The sequence below is a fragment of the Pseudomonas syringae pv. cilantro genome, assembly GCF_001293775.1.
Lineage (GTDB): Bacteria > Pseudomonadota > Gammaproteobacteria > Pseudomonadales > Pseudomonadaceae > Aquipseudomonas > Aquipseudomonas syringae_P.
Genome location: NZ_LGLN01000028.1, coordinates 4,474 through 5,322, shown reverse-complemented (window position 1 = coordinate 5,322; position 849 = coordinate 4,474). Strand labels below are relative to the sequence as shown.

Below are 849 nucleotides of genomic sequence, written 5' to 3'. Positions count from 1 at the left end.
ATAGGGTCTGGCAGTCGATCTACGGATGGACCTGATCGACTAAATGAGCCCTGGAGCAACTTGCCCGTTATTTCATCGGCAGTGAGTTTGCTCGCCATGGTTATTGACCCGCTTCAGGATGTTGGACGATCGCGGGGTTCCCGCTGTGGAGCCGCCTGTCGATCACAGGCTGGAGGCGGCAATCAATGCGGTACGTGCGACTATTCAGGACGTGGTTATTCAACATGGCGTTCTCCATCATGGCTGAGGGTTTGTGCGCGGCGCAGTTGAGCGCGAGCATTGAGGCTGGCCCTGTGGTCGCTGGGTGTGAAAGAGGTGAAAATGGGGGCGCAACCACCTTTGGTGAACTTGACGTGGCCACCGTGAGTGCGATGGACCGCCCATCCCTGTGAGGTGGCGAATTGAGCCAACGCCTGCAGTGATTTCTTTGCACCTCGAAGATGCGCAGACGGATGGCTCATGTCCGTGCCCTCGTTTTGCTGAAGGCCGCCGAGCGAAAAGGAATATGGTAGCGGCGTGCTATTGTTTGACAGCGCTTTTTCGTCTGGCCCAGGGTTGCGGCCGCAGAGGCGAGCGATGAGCCAGCTGTGCAGTGAGCTTTTAGCAAGCGCGCCAGCTCGGTCTCATTGAGCACCGTTGATTCCTTCTTCGCCCGAGGTGCAGGCCACTCCTTCAACGGGGTCGCTTTTTCAGCATTGATGAGCAAAGAAGGGTCATTCACATGCTGATCGGCTTTCACCCGTTGGACGGACCCTCCGCGACTGAAGTATTCGGTAATGGCCTTTTCAATCCGTCGCCTGTCTCTCTCTCGATCGGACGGAGTGGGTAGAACCTCTTCAAGAATGTTGT

General features: G+C 56.7%; 2 protein-coding genes. Both read right to left on the bottom strand.

What is annotated here, in order from left to right; translation table 11 throughout:
• Positions 1-215: 215 nt before the first annotated feature.
• Positions 216-461, bottom strand: coding sequence for a hypothetical protein (locus tag ABJ99_RS28980; protein ID WP_032706890.1), 246 nt, complete (start codon positions 459-461; stop codon positions 216-218).
• The gene (locus tag ABJ99_RS28975) at positions 458-844 is read right to left on the bottom strand and encodes a hypothetical protein (protein ID WP_080378015.1); all 387 of its coding nucleotides are present in this window, start codon (positions 842-844) and stop codon (positions 458-460) included. Before ABJ99_RS28975 ends, ABJ99_RS28980 begins: the two co-directional genes overlap by 4 nt.
• Between the last annotated feature and the right edge of the window lie 5 nt (positions 845-849).